The sequence below is a fragment of the Nonomuraea glycinis genome (assembly GCF_014646515.1).
Lineage (GTDB): Bacteria > Actinomycetota > Actinomycetes > Streptosporangiales > Streptosporangiaceae > Nonomuraea > Nonomuraea glycinis.
Window position 1 is genome coordinate 195,803 of record NZ_BMNK01000018.1, and the last position, 16,353, is coordinate 212,155.

Consider the following 16,353-nt stretch of genomic DNA (forward strand, 5'->3'; position numbering starts at 1 on the left):
CAGAGAGTCCGTGCGGGGATTGACGCACGAGGGCGGAACACCTAGATTCCGGGAAACATTCTGTTAAAACGTTTGTTGCCCGGAGGACGTATGAGTGGTCCGCCCACCCTCGCGCTCGCGAACGTCAGCAAGTCGTTCGGAGCCGTGCGGGCGCTGCGCGACGTATCGCTCGAGCTGTTCCCCGGCGAGGCCCACGCACTCGCGGGGGAGAACGGCGCCGGTAAGTCCACGCTCGTCAAGACCCTCGCCGGCGTGCACCGCCCGGACAGCGGCCAGGTGCTGCTGGGCGGCGAGCCCGTCACGTTCGCCGGCCCCGCCGACGCCCAGCAGGCCGGCGTGGCGGTCATCTACCAGGAACCCACGCTTTTTCCCGATCTGTCGGTGGCCGAGAACATCTTCATGGGCCGCCAGCCGCGCACCAGCCTGGGCCGCATCGACCGCAAGGCGATGCACGCGCAGGCCAGGCGGCTGTTCGAGCGGCTCGGCGTCACCCTCGACCCCGAGCAGCCCGCGCGCGGCCTGTCCATCGCCGACCAGCAGCTCGTCGAGATCGCCAAGGCCATCTCCCGGGACGCCCGCGTCCTGGTCATGGACGAGCCCACGGCCGCGCTGTCCGGCAACGAGGTCGCCCGGCTGTTCTCGGTGGTGGAGGCGCTGCGCGAGCAGGGCTGCGCGATCCTGTTCATCTCGCACCGGTTGGACGAGATCTTCTCGCTCTGCCAGCGGGTGACGACGCTGCGGGACGGCGCCTGGATCGCCAGCGAGCCCGTCGAGGGTCTCACCCACGACGACCTGATCCGCCGCATGGTGGGCCGCGACCTCGACGCCCTCTACCCCAAGCAGGACACCACCGCGGGTGAGGTCGCGCTCCAGGTCGAGCGGCTGACCCGGGAGGGCTACTTCACCGACGTGTCCTTCCAGGTACGGCGCGGCGAGATCGTCGCGCTGGCCGGGCTGGTCGGCGCCGGGCGGAGCGAGGTGGCCAGGGCCGTCTTCGGCATCGACCGGTGGGACGCCGGCTCGGTCACCGTGGCCGGCCGGCCGCTGCCCGCGGGCAGCCCCACCGCCGCGATGGGCGCCGGTCTGGCCCTGGTGCCCGAGGACCGGCGCCAGCAGGGCCTGGTCATGGAGCTGTCGATCGAGCGCAACATCGGCCTGACCGGGCTGCGCTCGCTGCGCCGGGGCGTCACCATCTCCAGGGCGGCCGAACGCGACCGGGCCAGGGACTGGGCGCTGCGGCTGCAGCTCAAGTTCGGCCGGCTCAGCGACGGCGTCGGCGTGCTGTCGGGCGGCAACCAGCAGAAGGTCGTGCTGGCCAAGTGGCTGGCGACCGAGCCGTCCGTGCTCATCGTGGACGAGCCCACCCGGGGCATCGACGTCGGCACCAAGGCCGAGGTGCACCGCCTGCTGTCGGAGCTGGCCGGTCAGGGCATCGCGGTGCTGATGATCTCCTCCGATCTGCCGGAGGTGCTCGGCATGGCCGACCGGGTGCTGGTCATGCACGAGGGCCGGCTGACCGCCGAGATCTCGCGCGCCGAAGCGACCGAGGAGAGCGTCATGTCCGCCGCGACCGGGAGGGCCGCATGACGACCGCGGCCGCCCCGCCCGAGCCCGCCGTGCGCGCCCGCAGCGCCCGCAACCTGGTCGACCTGGTGTTCCGGGCGAGAGAGCTGAGCCTGGTCATCGCCCTGGCGGCGCTCGTCGCCATCACCGCCGGCGTCAACGGCAACTTCCTGTCCGGGCAGGGCATCGAGGACATCCTGCTCAACACCGCCATCCTGGCGCTGCTGGCCGTCGGCCAGTCGCTGGTGGTCATCACCCGCAACCTCGACCTGTCGGTCGGCTCCGTGGTGGGGCTGGTCGCGTTCGTCACCGGCGACATGCTGGCCAGCGGCTGGGGCATGGTGCCGGGCATCGTGCTGGGGGTGGCCATCGGCGCCGTCTGCGGCCTGCTGAACGGGCTGCTGGTGAGCTTCTGCCGGGTGCCCGCCCTGGTCGTGACGCTCGGCACGCTCTACGTGATCCAGGGCGTCGGCCACTTCATCGCGCACGGCCGCCAGATCAACGCGGTGGACCTGCCGCCGGGGCTGCTCTCGCTGGGCAACGGCAGCGTGCTGGGCATCCCGTACCTGCCGCTCATCACGCTCGTCGTGATGCTGGCGATCGGCTACTACCTGCGCTCCTACCCGAGCGGCCGGGAGTTCTACGCGATCGGCTCCAGCCCCGAGGCGGCCGGCCTGGCGGGCGTGCCCGTCCGGCGCCGCATCTTGGTCGCCTACCTGGTCAGCGGCTGCCTCGCCGGGCTGGCCGGCGTGCTCTGGCTGGCCAGGTTCGGCACCGTCATCGCCGACTCCGCCAACGGCTGGGAGCTGCTGGTGATCAGCGCCGTGGTGGTCGGCGGCGTCGCGATCACCGGCGGCGTCGGCAGCGTGTACGGCGCCGCGCTCGGCGCGCTCCTGCTCACCACCATCGGCAGCGCGCTGGTCGTGCTCCGGGTCAACCCGTTCTGGCAGCAGGCCATCACCGGGGCGCTGCTCCTGCTCGCGATCAGCGTCGACCGGGTGCTCGCGCTGCGGGTCGCCCGGCTGCTCAGAAGGAGAAGCCGCCATGGCTAAAGTGCTGCGCTGGGACGTCATGGTCGGCGTGCTGCTGGTCGCGGTGTTCGCCGGCGGCTCGTTCACCTCGCCGGGCTTCGCCACCATCGGCAACCTGTCGTTCGCGCTCGGCGACCTGGGCGAGATCGCGCTCATCGCGCTGACCATGACCATGCTGGTGGTGGCGGCCGAGGTGGACCTGTCGGTCGCCTCCGTGCTGGGCCTGTCCAGCGCCCTGGTCGGCGCGCTGTGGGACGGCGGCATGGCCATCGAGACCATCATCCCGCTGGTCGTGCTCGTCGGCGCGCTGTGCGGGCTGGTCAACGGGCTGCTCGTGACCAAGCTCGGGCTCCCCTCGCTGGCCGTCACGATCGGCACCCTGGCCCTCTACCGGGGGCTGGCGTACGTGGTGCTGGGCGACAAGGCCGTGGCCCAGTTCCCCCGGGAGTTCACCGCGCTGGCGGTGGACGACGTGCCGGGGACGTTCATCCCGTACCCCGTCGCGCTGTTCGTGCTGCTCGCGGTGGTGGTCGCGATCGTCCTGCACGCCACCGGGTTCGGCCGGTCGCTGTTCGCCATCGGCGCGCAGGAGCAGGCCGCGTTCTTCGCCGGGATCCGGGTCAAGCGGATCAAGCTGCTGCTGTTCGTGCTGTCCGGCACGGTCGCCGCCTTCGCCGGCGTCGTCTTCACCCTCAGGTACGGCTCCGCCCGCGCCGACAACGGCATGGGCATCGAGCTCGCGGTCATCGCCGCGGTGCTGCTCGGCGGGGTCGACTTCGACGGCGGCAAGGGCACGCTCGGCGGCGTCATCGCCGGGGTGCTCCTCATCGGGTTGCTGCGCAACCTGCTCATGCTCAACGACGTCTCGACCGAGATCCAGTCGATCGTCACCGGTCTCCTGCTCATCATCTCGGTGCTCACCCCCCGCCTCATCACCGCTCTGAAACCGGCGCTCAGCCGGAGACGTACCAGCACCGACCAGGTCGGCCCTGAGTCGGCTCTGAAAGGATCCCCATGAGATCGATCCGCATGGTCACCCTGACAGCGTTGCTCGCCCTTGGCGTGGCAGCCTGTGGCGGTGGCACCACCAAGGACACGGTCAGCTCGGCGTCACCGGCGGCTCCCGCCTCCAGCGCCGCGGCCAAGGCCGACCCCAACGCCCCCATCAAAGAGGGCCTGAAGCTGGCATTCCTCCCCAAGCAGATCAACAACCCGTACGAGACCATCGTCGACAAGGCCGGCATCGAGGCGGCCGCGGAGTTCAAGGGCGAGGCCAAGGAGGTCGGCCCGTCCGACGCGTCGGCCTCGTCGCAGATCTCCTACATCAACACCCTCACCCAGCAGGGCCACGACGCCATCCTGATCGCCGCCAACGACGCCAACGCGGTCTGCGGCCCGCTCCAGGAGGCCCGCGCCAAGGGCATCAAGATCGTCTCGTACGACTCCGACGCCGCCCCCGAGTGCCGGGACATCTTCATCAACCAGGCCAGCTCCGAAGAGGTCGGCCGCAGCCAGGTCAAGCTGCTCGCGGACATGATCGGCAGCAAGGGCGAGATCGCCATCCTGTCGGCCACGGCCAACGCCACGAACCAGAACACCTGGATCGAGTTCATGAAGGACGAGCTCGGGAAGCCTGAGTACAAGGACATGAAGCTGGTCAAGGTCGCCTACGGTGACGACGACGACCAGAAGTCCTTCACCGAGACGCAGGGCCTGCTGCAGGCCTACCCGGACCTCAAGGGCATCATCTCGCCCACCACGGTCGGCATCTCGGCCGCGGCCCGTTACATCTCGGGCTCGAAGTACAAGGGCAAGGTCGTGCTGACCGGCCTCGGCACGCCGAACCAGATGCGCCAGTTCGTCAAGGACAAGACCGTCGAGAAGTTCGCCCTGTGGAACCCGAAGGACCTCGGCTACCTGGCCTCCTTCGCCGCCGCCGCGCTGGCCTCCGGCCAGATCACCGGCGCCGAGGGCGAGACCCTCAAGGCCGGCAAGCTCGGCGAGCGCACCATCGGCGCCAAGGGCGAGATCATCCTCGGCCCGCCGTTCACCTTCGAGGCGTCGAACATCGACGAATTCGACTTCTGATCACGTAGCGACAGTCCGCACGCGCGCTCCCCACGGGGGCGCGCGTGCGCGGGAAGGAGACCGTGTGGAGCGGGTGTGCTTTCAGCTGAAGGTCCGGCCCGAGCTGATCGACGAGTACCGGGAGCGGCACCGCGAGGTGTGGCCCGACATGCGCGAGGCGCTGCGGGCGGCCGGGTGGCGCAATTACTCGCTCTTCCTGCGTGCGGACGGGCTGCTCATCGGCTATCTGGAGGCCGACGACTTCGAGGCGGCGCAGCGGGCGATGGCCGACACCGAGGTCAACACCCGCTGGCAGCGCGAGATGGCGGCGTTCTTCGAGGCGGGCCGGCCGGACGAGGGTCTGGTCCGGCTGGCCGAAGTTTTTCATCTGGATTGATTACGGGGACGATTACATGATCAAGGACATGCTGCGCAGGCAGCGCATCGAGACGCCTTCGTGGGCGTACGGGAACTCCGGCACCCGCTTCAAGGTCTTCGCCCAGCAAGGCGTGCCGCGCGACCCGTACGAGAAGCTGGCGGACGCCGCGCAGGTGCAGGTGCACACCGGGGTGGCGCCGACGGTGGCGCTGCACATCCCGTGGGACAAGGTCGACGACTACGGCGATCTCGCCCGGCACGCCGCCGAGGTGGGGGTGAGCATCGGGGCGATCAACTCCAACGTCTTCCAGGACGACGACTACATGCTGGGCAGCGTCACCCACCCCGACGCCCGGGTGCGGGCCAAGGCGCTGGGCCACCTGCTCGAGTGCGTGGACATCATGGACCAGACCGGGTCCGACACCCTCAAGCTGTGGTTCTCCGACGGGACGAACTATCCGGGGCAGGATGACATCCGGGCCCGGCAGGACCGGCTCGCGGAGGCGCTGTCGGCGGTGTACGAGCGGCTGGGGGAGGGGCAGCGCTTCCTGCTGGAGTACAAGCTGTTCGAGCCCGCCTTCTACGCCACCGACGTGCCCGACTGGGGCACCGCCTACGCGCACTGCGTGAAGCTCGGGCCCAAGGCGCAGGTCGTGGTCGACACCGGGCATCACGCGCCCGGCACCAACATCGAGTTCATCGTGGCGTTCCTGCTGCGCGAGGGGAAGCTCGGCGGCTTCGACTTCAACTCCCGCTTCTACGCCGACGACGACCTCATGGTGGGCGCGGCCGACCCGTTCCAGCTCTTCCGGATCATGTACGAGGTGATCAGGGGCGGCGGGTACACCGAGGAGACCGCCTTCATGCTCGACCAGTGCCACAACATCGAGCCGAAGATCGCCGGTCAGATCCGCTCGGTGATGAACGTGCAGGAGGCCACCGCCAAGGCGCTGCTCGTCGACCGGGACGCGCTGGCCGGGGCGCAGCGCGAGGGTGATGTACTCGGGGCGAACGCCGTGTTCATGGACGCCTACAACACCGACGTGCGCCCGCTGCTCGCGGAGCTGCGCGAGGAGATGGGGCTGGCGCCAGACCCGATGGCCGCCTACGCCAAGTCCGGATATTTCCAGAAAATCGCCGCCGATCGGGTGGGCGGCGCCCAGGCAGGATGGGGAGCCTGATGACCGCCGTCGAAGAACTGCTCGCCAGGGCGCACGCCCTCGGCTCCGACCCGCGCAACACCAACTTCGCCGGCGGCAACGCCTCCGCGAAGGCCACCGCGAACGACCCGGTGACCGGCCACGACGTCGAGCTGATGTGGGTGAAGGGGTCCGGGGGCGACCTCGGCACCCTCACCGCCGCCGGACTGGCCGTGCTGCGGCTGGACCGCGTCAAGGCGCTGGTCGACGTCTACCCGGGCGTGGACCGCGAGGACGAGATGGTGACCGCGTTCGACTACTGCCTGCACGGCAAGGGCGGCGCCGCCCCGTCGATCGACACCGCCATGCACGCCCTGGTCGACGCCCCGCACGTGGACCACCTGCACCCCGACTCCGGCATCGCCATCGCCACCGCCGCCGACGGCCCCGCGCTGACCGAGCGGATCTTCGGCGCGCGGGTCGTCTGGGTGCCGTGGCGGCGGCCCGGCTTCCAGCTCGGCCTGGACATCGCCGCGATCAAGGCCGCCCACCCGGACGCCATCGGCTGCGTGCTCGGCGGCCACGGCGTCACCGCCTGGGGCGAGAGCAGCCAGGAGTGCGAGCGCAACTCGCTCGACATCATCCGCACCGCCGAGCGCTACATCGCCGAGCACGGCCGCCCCGACCCGTTCGGCCCGGTGCTGCACGAGCCGCTGCCGCAGGAGGCCAGGCGCCGCAGGGCCGCCGAGCTCCTCCCGGTGGTGCGCGGGCTGGCCAGCACCGACGCCCGCCAGGTCGGCCACTACACCGACACCCCCGAGGTGCTCGACTTCCTGTCCCGCGCCGAGCACCCCCGGCTGGCCGCGCTCGGCACGTCCTGCCCGGACCACTTCCTGCGCACCAAGGTCGCCCCGCTGGTGCTCGACCTGCCGCCGGACGCGCCGCTGGAGGAGGCGCTGGCCCGGCTGCGCGAGCTGCACGCCCGCTACCGCGAGGACTACGCCGCCTACTACCAGCGGCACGCCACGCCCGACTCGCCGCCGATGCGCGGCGCGGACCCGGCCATCGTGCTGGTGCCGGGCGTCGGCATGTTCAGCTTCGGCAAGGACAAGCAGACCGCTCGCGTCGCCGGCGAGTTCTACGTCAACGCCATCAACGTGATGCGCGGCGCCGAGGCGCTGTCCACTTACCAGCCGATCCCGGAGGCGGAGAAGTTCCGCATCGAGTACTGGGACCTGGAGGAGGCCAAGCTGCGCCGCCTGCCCAAGCCCAAGCCGCTGGCCGGGCGGGTCGCCCTGGTCACCGGCGGCGGCTCCGGCATCGGTGCCGCCACCGCCCGCCGGCTGGCCGCCGAGGGCGCCTGCGTGGTGCTCGCCGACCGCGACCTGGCCGCCGCCGAGAAGGTCGCCGCCGAGCTCGGCGCCACCGCCCACCGGCCGCAGGACGTCGCCGTCGCCGCCGGCGTGGACGTCACCTCCGAGGAGCAGGTCCAGGAGGCGGTACGGCAGGCGGTGCTCGCCTTCGGCGGCGTCGACCTGGTCGTGAACAACGCCGGCCTGTCCCTGTCGCGCTCCCTGCTGGAGACCACGCTCGACGACTGGGACCTGCAGCACGACGTGATGGCGCGCGGCTCGTTCCTCGTCTCCCGGGAGACGGCCCGGGTGCTGATCGACCAGGGCATCGGCGGCGACATCGTCTACATCTCCTCCAAGAACGCCGTCTTCGCCGGGCCCAACAACGTCGCCTACGGCGCGGCCAAGGCCGACCAGGCGCACCAGGTGCGGCTGCTGGCCGCCGAGCTCGGCGGTCACGGCATCCGGGTGAACGGCATCAACCCCGACGGCGTGGTGCGCGGCTCCGGCATCTTCGCCTCCGGCTGGGGGGCGAACCGGGCGGCGGTGTACGGGGTGGAGGAGGAGAAGCTGGGTGAGTTCTACGCCCAGCGCACGCTGCTCAAGCAGGAGGTGCTGCCGGAGCACGTGGCCGCCGCCGTGTTCGCGCTCACGGCGGGCGACCTGCGGGTCACCACCGGGCTGCACATCCCGGTCGACGCGGGGGTGGCCGCCGCCTTCCTGCGCTGACGTTCCTGGACTGACGTCCCGGCGCTGACGTTCCTGCGCTGACGTACCCATCAAGAAGCACGATCAGGCCGTACAGAGTCGTACCCAGCAAGACCGCCCGCTCCGGGCGTACAGAAGGGAGAGCGTCTTGACGCTCGAACGGATCACCACCAACCGCACCAAGGTCGGGCTCGTCGCGGGCGGGCTCGGCGCGTACTGGCCGCAGTTCCCCGACCTGCTGCCGCAGCTCCAGCGCTCCTCCGCCCGCGTGTCGGAGCGGATGCGGGAGCTGGGCTGCGAGGTGGTGGACGCGGGATTCGTCTCCGACGCGCAGGAGGGGGCCGCGGCGGCGGAGAAGCTGCGCGCGGCCGGATGCGACCTGATCGTCGGCTTCCTCACCACCTACATGACCGCCACCATGCTGCTCCCGGTAGCCCAGCGCACCGGCGCGCCGGTGCTGCTGATCAACCTGCAGCCGACCGAGTCGATGGACCACGACACCTTCGACACCGGTCAGTGGCTGGCCTACTGCGGCGCCTGCCCGCTGCCGGAGATGGCCAACACCTTCATCCGGGCCGGGATCCCGTTCCGGTCCGTGTCCGGCTACCTGGAGGACGAGCGGGCCTGGGCGAAGATCGGCCGCTGGGTGCGGGCCGCCGGCGTGCGCGCGTCGCTGCGGCGCGGCCGGCACGGGCTGATGGGCCACCTCTACCCGGGCATGCTGGACGTGGCCACCGACCTCACGCTGGTGCCGGTGAACCTCGGCGGGCACGTCGAGGTGCTGGAGTTCGACGACCTGCGGGTACGCGTGGAGCAGGTCACCGACGCCGAGGTCAAGGACCGGATGGAGCTGGCCCGCCAGGTGTTCGAGCTGGACGGGAGCGTCGTCGCCGAGGACTTCGCGTGGGCGGCGCGGGTCTCGGCCGGGCTCGACCGGCTGGTGGCCGACTTCGAGCTCGACAGCCTCGCCTACTACCACCGCGGACTCGACGGCGAGATCCACGAACGGCTCGGCGCCGGCATGATCCTCGGCGCGTCCCTGCTCACCGCGCGCGGCGTGCCCGCCGCCGGCGAGTACGAGCTGCGTACGTCCCTCGCGATGCTGATCATGGACCGGCTGGGCGCGGGCGGCTCCTTCACCGAGCTGCAGGCGCTGGACTTCCTGCGCGGGCACGTCGAGATGGGCCACGACGGCCCGGCCCACCTGGAGATCAGCTCCCGCAAGCCGCTGCTGCGCGGCCTCGGCGTCTTCCACGGCAAGCGCGGGTGGGGCGTGTCGGTCGAGTTCGACGTGGCGCACGGGCCGGTGACGGCGTTCGGACTGCTGCAGAAGCGCGACGGCACGTTCGGCTTCGTCGTCTCGGAGGGCGAGACCGTGGACGGACCGCACCTGAAGATCGGCAACACCACGTCGCGGGTCGACTTCGGCCGCGACCCGGGCGAGTGGACCGACGCGTGGAGCGCCACCGGCATCTCCCACCACTGGGCCCTCGGCACCGGCCACCGGGCCGAGGAGCTGCGGGCGCTGGCAGATTTGATGGGGGTGGAGGTCGTACATGTCTGACGTCCTGGACGAAGCCCGAGAGGAAGGTCCCCTCGGGCAACCCCGTTTCAGTTCCGCTGTTGCCGCGACTGTAGCCTGCGTGCCAGTTTCTGCCGGTCAGCGTCGAACGGGTTCACCGCTGCTTGCCTTCCGACTGGAGCGGGGCTCAACGGGGTTCCGTCACTCCAGCGACTCGCCGCTGCCAGAGACTGATCCTCGGGCGTGTCGTGCCGCCTGGTACGCCGCAGCCCGGGCCGCCTGCGGGCAGGTCGGGACTTTTGCGGAACAGCAGTACCCGCAGAACTTTCACAGCGCTACGATCAACGATCGAGATGGAGTGCACGTTGCGCTGTTCCACGCTCAGTACCCACTGATCGCCTTCGTGGACGACCGGTGTTACTGGTACACCGATGGGTTCCAGGACCCACCCGCCTGGGCAGCCCCCCTCAACGACTTCGGCTTTACCGTCTTGAGTGCGTCGCTGCTCATGTCACCCCTGGCAGAGGCGGACACTGCTGCTCTGTCCGCCGCGGAGTGGAGGCAGATCAAGCACTGGCAGCCAGGGACCCTTGGCGCGACGCTCTTCAACTCGTGGGACTGATGCTTGGCCGTCCTGGACCCGCTCAGCCTTCGCTGGCACGCACTCAAGGTTCGGTGGCACAGGATAGACGCACGCTGGCTCGATGAGGCAGGTGGTTGAGGGCACATCCAGGGCCCGTGCTCGCCGACCCCGGCTACCAAGGAGCAGGTCACGGCATTCGCATGCCGTTCAAGCAGCCCACCGGCGGCTACGACCTCAGCCCCGACAACCGGACCCACAACACCCTCCAACGTGCCCTGCGCAGCCTCGGCGAACGCGGCTTCGCCCTCATCACCGCACGCTGGACCGCACTCCAGCAGACCACCCTCAGCCCAAGCCGACTCGGAGATCTCGTACGCGCCGCGCTCGTCCTCGTCCACTTCGAGCACCACAGAATCAATTGAAAGTCACTGAGAAAACGTCACTAGAGCGGCCGGCCTTATACCAAACTATCGGTGATTAGCTGACGACCATGCCGTCACGCAGGCAGAACAATCCGGCGTGACGGCATGGCATTCCAGGTAGGCTATGACACCCATACCGCTTGTCGTCATAGGAGAGACTTGAAGCGCCGTCCGATGGCCGCCATCGTATGCATCACAGCATTTTTAGGTGCCGCGTCCGCCTGCAGTGCATCGAGCCCATCCGGCCCACCGCAATCTCGCACCGTGCAGCATGAATACGACCTGGTCCTGCCGCTGGACGCCTACGATTTGACGTCCGAACAACGCTCGACGGTGCAGACCGCCCGCTATCTCTTGATAGAGCGATGCTTAGCCAGGTACGGACTGAAATTCAAACCACACGACACCAAGCCGATCGCCTATCCGAAGAACGCGTCCTACCTCGGCTGGCTGGGGGCGAAGAAAGTCGCCGAATATGGCTACAGGCGGCCCTCCTGGACAATGGGAGGAGGCCGTGGCCGCCGTTTCTGGCATCCGCGGGTACGAAATCCCGAGGAAGCAGGACGCCGTTCACGTCGGCACCGTGAAAACGTACAAAGGCCGTGCCGTTCCTTCGGAAGGATGTGACGGATGGGCGCAGCGCAAGCTCAATGAAAACGCTCCCGGCCCGGACGGAAAGGTGCCCGCCAAGCCGCACATCTACAAGAACCTCTACGTCCTGATGGACGACGCCGCGATAGCCGCGTACAACCACCCCCAAGTGCGGGCCGCCGGCTCGGCATGGAGCGAGTGCATGCGCGCATCGGGCTTCGTCTACCCAGATCCACCGTCAGCCGAGAGCGACAAGCGATGGGCCGGGCGAGGCGGGCAGGACAGCGCGGGGCAGCCGCCCGGTAAGGACGAGATCGCCGTCTCAGTCGCCGATGAGGCGTGCCGGTTGAAGGTCGACTACAGCGGCGCCCGTAAGCGCGCCTATGCGTCTGCCCAGGAAAAAATCATCGCGGCCAACCGCCCCACCCTCGACCGCCTGTCCGGCCTTCTGAAGGTGCGCTACGCGAACGCCGTCAAGATTCTTCCTTGAAGTGATTGCGATCCTTCTCGAAATCTCACCGGACATTGTGCCCGCCTTGGGGAGTACTTCCCAGGGTGATTCCGATCTCCTCGGCGAAGGCCCGTACGGCGGCCTTCGAGGTCAGATTGGCGAGCCGAAGGGCGTACTGAGGGGGTATGGAGCAAATCTTCTGCAGTCGCGGCCGGACTTCTGGGCGGACTGCGCCGTCTTGCTGTACGCGATGGTCAGAGAGGGATCGGGTTCAGGCTGGGCATGCTCCGGCGGTTAGGGTTCGTAGTTCCTGTGCCGAGGAGTTGTGCCGCGCGCCGGCGGGCAGAGCGGTCAGCAGGTCGGACGCTGAACCTCGCACGGAAACGGACCGCTGCTCCCTGGGAAGCATGCCGACGACTTCTCTCGCGTGTTCGACGCCGACCAGCACGTCCCCAGCAGCGACCAGGCATCGGGCTCGGTGCAACTCGATGAGGCTGCTGCGCCGGACCGTGTGCGCGGTGCTGTGTTTCCGGTATGCGTCTTGAGCGGCCTCTGCGGCGCGATAGTCCCCGGCTGTGGAGTAGACCGCACTTTGATACAGGTAGACCCGGGCAGGCCGCCATCCTCCGACCAGCGCCGGCCCGTCCTTGCTTGCCGCCCTTTCGTAGTCGGCCACCATCGCGGTCACCTCGGCGCGTGCCTCAATGGTGCGTTTCTGCTGGGCGAGGAGTATGGCGTGGGTGCTGCGGGCTTGGAGAGCTCCTGGACAGGGCTGGTCGCCTGCTGCTCGCATCGCCCGGCGGACACGCCGGAGAAGGTACTCCTCGTCGCGTCGCTCGTAGAGCGCCTGGGTGGCGTCCAGGGCATAGGCCAGTGATGCGAGAGGAGAGTCTCCGCAGTCTTCGGCGGTCATCTGCGCGGCGCGCCACCAGCGGTGGGATTCTTGAGACTCTTTGGGATCGCCGACGAGGCCCAGTGCGCTGGCCACGACCATGGACATCTGCGCGTTGACCCTGGTCAGCTCGCGCCGGTCGGCTTCCTGCGCGTGATCGATGGCCTGTCGCAGGGCGACCAGGTCATTGGCGACACCTGCGAGGGTGTCCCGGGGCGGCCCGGAGAGGGCGTGTGCCCAGCCCCATGCGATCTCTTCCCAGTCCTCCACGCTCTCGGCAGGGGGAGCGACGGTGCTCCGGACGTTCGCCAGCGCGTCTGTGGGAAGCGTTCCCGTCAACCCGAGTACGCTCAAAGTTTGGATCAGGCGGCGACGCAGCATGTCCATGTCGATCGTGTCCGCGAAAGTAGGGGGATCTACTCCCAGAGTACGCGCGACATCCACGAGAGGACGGAGAACGTCGCAGGACTTCGCATACGAGTCGTGCGCGAACAGGTCCGCCTCATCGGTTCCGAAGGCTCGGGCGTACAGGAGTCGGTAGGGGTCGTCGGGTTGGTTGTGTCCGGCCTCGTATGCCTTGATGCGGCGGACGATGCTTTCCCGGGAGGGGAGTCGGGCTCGTACGTCGTCTTTGGCGGCCTCGACCAGGTGCCGGGCCATGTCCTTCTGGCTCCAGAACCGGTTGCGGCGCTCGGCGCGTAGCCGAATGGCCCATGCGGGGCGTTCAGTGGTCATCGTGTGCACCTCGCTGTCAGACCTGGGGGGATGTTCTGACTGCCCTTAGCGTCCCTCGATCACATCTGTGATCGAACAGTAACACGCTGTTGTAATCGGAGGTGACGCGACCGAAGCGGGGTCCGTAGGCGCTGGAACCGCCGTACGGACCCCTTGATCAGGATGGTGGTCCTGACCCATGACCCACGATAGGGCTGTAGCCGCCGCTCGTCCGGTGTTCGCCGGGTGGCGGATCATGCGCAGCGACGCCGGACGCTTCTGGGCAACGCGCGAGCGGGCGTTCCCCCGGGCCGTCGAGGATGCGGGCGCGTACCGTACGGTCGACGCCGACGACCTGGTGAAGTTGTGCCAGGCCATCGCGGCGCAGGAGAGCATCGCCGAGCAGACGCGCCCGGCCGCATGGATGGCCCAGTGACCTTGGCCGCCGCCGTTCTCGCCCTGCCTGATGTCCTGGCGGAGGAGGGTGACGAGGGCTGTCCGGGGATCTCGCCGCATCCGGCCGTGCCGCGCCCGGGGCGTACGGTGCTGCGGTGGATCGAGCAGGACCTTGGGCGCGGGCGGGTCGTCGCGTACTCCTGCTCCTACCGGATGGCCGTCTATGAGCTGGTCTCCTGCGCCGGCTCCTACCAGATCTGCCGGCACACCCTTCCCTGCAAGGGTGTGCCGCCCGTGTCCTGGACGGCTGAGTGGTGGCGCCGCGAGGAGGCGCAGGAGTGGTGGCGCCGCTTGCTGGCCGGCCAGGCCCGATGAGCCGCCCCGCCGGTCGGATGCTGGTCCCGGCCGGCGGGGCTGCGGGCGGCCTGCCGACACCCAGGGGTTCAGGCCGCCCGTAAGACTTGCCCTGCACATCCTGTCCGGGCGGGACGACGTCTTCGCCGTGCGCGACAGCAAGAACCCGAACGCTGGGATGCTCGGGTTCAGCGGCCCGAGTGCATCTCCACTGCTACTCCTCGACGGGAGTCGGCGACGACCGGTGTAAAGGGGCCGAAAGCTACCGGGGCCGCTGAACGGTACTGCCTGTGCGGCGACGACGAGGCGCGGATCGGGCTGAACCTGCGGCTCGAGCTCGCGGGGGAGCCGTTGACCAACGAGGTGGGCGTGCGGCGGGGCATCTGGCTGCGCGGCGGCCGCTTCGTCATCTGCGGCCCTATCCCTTGGCGATCGAGTGCCGCAGAGTTACGAAGCTGTGACGGAAAGCGATGTGCAAGCGGGTGGCTGGGGGGTACGCTTTTCCTGCCGCCCCCTGCAAGGGGGAGAGGAAGTGAGCCCGGGCTTACCGCCGGAATTGACGGGAACCCGGGCTTTGCGCTGTCCGCCTCAATCGCAGCTCACGTGCTCGACCGGGTGATCACCGATAAGTAGTCCCTCAGGGTCCGGGTGGAGGGCCGCTGCAGCGCGGGTGATCTCAAGACGGCGTTTCGGTCGTTCGTCGCGCCAATGCAGCCAGGGCTGTTTCCTCAGCAGCAGAGCGCGCAGCGCGGCTCGGTGCTCGTCCGCACATTCGCAGGGCACGATGACGGCCCCGATCCCACGCGCGTAGATCGGCAGCGAGCTTGTCCCGACCTTGCCTCAGTAGAGTAATGATGTGGCTACGATCAGTTCATGAGCAGCTATGTCAGAACCATTCGCGAGTACATGTACCAGAAACCGTCCCCAATCTGGACGGAACTGCCGCTTGCGGGCGAACGACTCTCGGAGATCGTCCTTTTTGGTCATGGGAAGGATGCCGATGTCATGGTGGAGCTGCTTGACGGGCGGCGGTTCGTCTTTGGTTTGGGTGGCGCTTCGCGAGTAAACGGCTGCTCCGGGCTGGAAAGCGAGGTAACCAGGTGGGATGACCGTTCGCTGATCATCCGGTATTTCGGCCAGAATCTAAAGGTGGCTGCCGTACGGCTTGGAGTTCCGGACCAGGCCGATGTGGAGCAGTTTGCCGCTGATATTCACGAATGGCTGGCTACGAACGGTGTTGACGACCTGCTTTGGGCGGTGTCAATCGAGATTGAGGTCGCGCCGATCCTCCAAGGCGCTGGTTGAGGGTCAGCGGTTGCCTGATGGCGATCTCAATCTGCCCTGCGCGGAGGTGATCTCAGCGAGGGGTCGGGTCAGATCTGATCGACACGGGCATACCCGATCGGGCCGGACGGTGCTCGAAATGGGCGTGGAGCCATCGATGGACAGGTCTTTGCGACAAGATCCACGTCTTCGAGAGGGCTCCACGTGATTGCCTATCGTGCCATGATCGACGGTCCCAGGGAACTGGTGCCATGGGGGTATTGCAAATGGAAAACGACAGAGATTTCCGTCGGATCGTAGGTAAAGTACCTACACGCGACAAAGAGGGAAATGATATCACCGGCGATAACTTGAGCACGGGTGGATTGCGTCGGGATGATGGCACCATTTCCGGAATGGCCTACGATCTGAAATTCCCGGACGATGATGACGGCACCTCCACGGGATATAACTACGTTCAGCACTACCAAAGATCCGGCAAGTGAGCTCATCGCCTTGGCGATTCTTGCTGCTGCCGCCGCCGGCGCCGCTATAGCTGCTCCTCATATCAAGAGCTGGTGGCAGGAGAAGGCGTTTCCAAGCCTGAAGCGGAGATGGGCCAGAAAAGAGGATCTGGCCCCATTTGCAACCGATGAGGGGCACAGCCAGGCGGCTACTGCCGAGCCGGCCACTTTGAGAAAAACTGCGCGCGCAGATTTTTCCAACGCAATAGATTGGGTCGCAGAACAACGTCGTGCCTGCTCACGGCTGTCACCATCCAACGCTGACGTGATCAGATTCCTGAACTGGCACCGTGCCGCCGCCTTGACCGGCAACCAGTCCTGCGCCGGGAAAAGTTGATCTTAACCTCGATCTTTCACGATCTTCGTATGGTCAGGTAAGCGGTTCGGCTGGGGGTTGATTTCA

The 16,353-nt window shown here is 68.2% G+C and carries 16 protein-coding genes; 15 read left to right on the forward strand and 1 reads right to left on the reverse strand.

What is annotated here, in order from left to right:
* The first annotated feature begins 90 nt into the window (after positions 1 to 90).
* The 10 genes from IEY87_RS37370 (at position 91) to IEY87_RS37415 (ending at position 11,846) form a co-directional block, all read left to right on the forward strand.
* On the forward strand, positions 91 to 1,587 hold the full coding sequence (locus IEY87_RS37370; RefSeq protein WP_189143558.1) for a sugar ABC transporter ATP-binding protein: 1,497 nt from the start codon (positions 91 to 93) through the stop codon (positions 1,585 to 1,587).
* Complete coding sequence (locus IEY87_RS37375; protein WP_189143559.1) at positions 1,584 to 2,615, forward strand: ABC transporter permease; 1,032 nt, start codon at positions 1,584 to 1,586, stop codon at positions 2,613 to 2,615. Before IEY87_RS37370 ends, IEY87_RS37375 begins: the two co-directional genes overlap by 4 nt.
* On the forward strand, positions 2,608 to 3,612 hold the full coding sequence (locus IEY87_RS37380) for an ABC transporter permease (RefSeq protein ID WP_189143560.1): 1,005 nt from the start codon (positions 2,608 to 2,610) through the stop codon (positions 3,610 to 3,612). The genes IEY87_RS37375 and IEY87_RS37380 overlap by 8 nt, the downstream gene beginning before the upstream one ends.
* Positions 3,609 to 4,682 carry a rhamnose ABC transporter substrate-binding protein gene (gene rhaS, locus IEY87_RS37385; protein WP_189143561.1) on the forward strand — a complete coding sequence of 358 codons (1,074 nt, stop codon included), beginning with the start codon at positions 3,609 to 3,611 and terminating at the stop codon, positions 4,680 to 4,682. The genes IEY87_RS37380 and rhaS overlap by 4 nt, the downstream gene beginning before the upstream one ends.
* Positions 4,683 to 4,746: 64 nt before the next feature.
* Entirely contained in the window at positions 4,747 to 5,058 is a 312-nt protein-coding gene (locus IEY87_RS37390; protein ID WP_189143562.1) for an L-rhamnose mutarotase, read from the forward strand.
* Positions 5,059 to 5,074: 16 nt separating this feature from the next.
* Positions 5,075 to 6,220 (forward strand): L-rhamnose isomerase, encoded by a 1,146-nt coding sequence (gene rhaI / locus IEY87_RS37395; protein ID WP_189143563.1) that lies wholly within the window; start codon positions 5,075 to 5,077, stop codon positions 6,218 to 6,220.
* Positions 6,220 to 8,259 (forward strand): bifunctional aldolase/short-chain dehydrogenase, encoded by a 2,040-nt coding sequence (locus IEY87_RS37400; protein WP_189143564.1) that lies wholly within the window; start codon positions 6,220 to 6,222, stop codon positions 8,257 to 8,259. The genes rhaI and IEY87_RS37400 overlap by 1 nt, the downstream gene beginning before the upstream one ends.
* A gap of 127 nt (positions 8,260 to 8,386) precedes the next feature.
* The gene (locus tag IEY87_RS37405) at positions 8,387 to 9,802 is read left to right on the forward strand and encodes an L-fucose/L-arabinose isomerase family protein (RefSeq protein ID WP_189143565.1); all 1,416 of its coding nucleotides are present in this window, start codon (positions 8,387 to 8,389) and stop codon (positions 9,800 to 9,802) included.
* 675 nt (positions 9,803 to 10,477) lie between these two features.
* The gene (locus IEY87_RS37410) at positions 10,478 to 10,765 is read left to right on the forward strand and encodes a transposase family protein (RefSeq protein ID WP_189143566.1); all 288 of its coding nucleotides are present in this window, start codon (positions 10,478 to 10,480) and stop codon (positions 10,763 to 10,765) included.
* Positions 10,766 to 11,279: 514 nt separating this feature from the next.
* Complete coding sequence (locus tag IEY87_RS37415; RefSeq protein WP_189143567.1) at positions 11,280 to 11,846, forward strand: hypothetical protein; 567 nt, start codon at positions 11,280 to 11,282, stop codon at positions 11,844 to 11,846.
* A gap of 232 nt (positions 11,847 to 12,078) precedes the next feature.
* Here the strand turns inward: IEY87_RS37415 and IEY87_RS37420 are convergent, their stop codons facing one another.
* Positions 12,079 to 13,434, reverse strand: coding sequence for a hypothetical protein (locus IEY87_RS37420; RefSeq protein ID WP_189143568.1), 1,356 nt, complete (start codon positions 13,432 to 13,434; stop codon positions 12,079 to 12,081).
* Between the two features lie 178 nt (positions 13,435 to 13,612).
* Between IEY87_RS37420 and IEY87_RS37425 the strand changes: the two genes are divergently transcribed.
* From IEY87_RS37425 to IEY87_RS37445, 5 genes are all read left to right on the forward strand, one after another.
* Positions 13,613 to 13,849, forward strand: a complete 237-nt coding sequence (locus tag IEY87_RS37425; protein WP_189143569.1) for a hypothetical protein — start codon at positions 13,613 to 13,615, stop codon at positions 13,847 to 13,849.
* A complete protein-coding gene (locus IEY87_RS37430) occupies positions 13,846 to 14,184 on the forward strand; it encodes a hypothetical protein (RefSeq protein ID WP_189143570.1) in 339 nt (112 codons plus the stop codon). Before IEY87_RS37425 ends, IEY87_RS37430 begins: the two co-directional genes overlap by 4 nt.
* 852 nt (positions 14,185 to 15,036) lie before the next feature.
* Positions 15,037 to 15,468: a hypothetical protein gene (locus IEY87_RS37435; protein WP_189143571.1), complete on the forward strand. Its 432-nt coding sequence runs from the start codon at positions 15,037 to 15,039 to the stop codon at positions 15,466 to 15,468.
* A gap of 230 nt (positions 15,469 to 15,698) precedes the next feature.
* Positions 15,699 to 15,932 carry a hypothetical protein gene (locus IEY87_RS37440; protein ID WP_189143572.1) on the forward strand — a complete coding sequence of 78 codons (234 nt, stop codon included), beginning with the start codon at positions 15,699 to 15,701 and terminating at the stop codon, positions 15,930 to 15,932.
* Positions 15,933 to 15,942: 10 nt separating this feature from the next.
* On the forward strand, positions 15,943 to 16,287 hold the full coding sequence (locus IEY87_RS37445; protein ID WP_189143573.1) for a hypothetical protein: 345 nt from the start codon (positions 15,943 to 15,945) through the stop codon (positions 16,285 to 16,287).
* The last annotated feature ends 66 nt before the right edge of the window (positions 16,288 to 16,353 follow it).